Origin of the sequence: Arthrobacter sp. B0490 (assembly GCF_002929355.1) — a bacterium.
Lineage (GTDB): Bacteria > Actinomycetota > Actinomycetes > Actinomycetales > Micrococcaceae > Arthrobacter_D.
Map to the genome: position 1 here is coordinate 1 of NZ_PJIR01000129.1, position 579 is coordinate 579.

1 protein-coding gene is annotated in these 579 nt (G+C 58.4%); it reads left to right on the forward strand.

The genetic code is table 11. The features are described from left to right. The first annotated feature begins 103 nt into the window (after nt 1–103). A complete protein-coding gene (gene rplS, locus CXQ97_RS21100) occupies nt 104–454 on the forward strand; it encodes a 50S ribosomal protein L19 (RefSeq protein ID WP_003303444.1) in 351 nt (116 codons plus the stop codon). Nucleotides 455–579: the final 125 nt, after the last annotated feature.

Genomic DNA, 579 nt, shown 5'->3' on the forward strand with positions numbered 1-579 from the left:
GCTTTCTGGAGAAGAACAGAAGCTGCTGACGGAATACATCCGCCAGCGGGACGATAGTTAACGTATCGATGGCAACCCACAGGGTTGACCTTAGGAGCACAGCATGACCAACAAGATCATTCAGCAGCTCGAAGCCGAGCAGATGAACAAAGAAATCCCGCCGTTCGCACCGGGCGACACCGTTATCGTTCAGGTGAAGGTGAAGGAAGGCGAGCGTCAGCGTCTGCAGGCCTTCGAAGGCGTCGTGATCGGCAAGCGCAACCGCGGTCTGAACAGTGCTTTCACCGTTCGCAAGATCTCCAACGGTGTAGGCGTCGAGCGTACTTTCCAGAGCTACAGCCCGATGGTCGACAGCATCAGCGTCAAGCGTCGCGGTGACGTGCGCAAGGCCAAGCTGTACTACCTCCGCGCGCTGTCCGGCAAGGCCGCCCGCATCAAGGAAAAGCTGGTCTAAGACCGCGGTTCCGCAAAAAAGCAGCCCTCGGGCTGCTTTTTTCGTTTCTAGGGCCCGCTGATTCCGGCGGAGCGAGACTGGTGCCTGCGATTGGGGCGGCGATCGGATGAAGAGATTCCGATTCG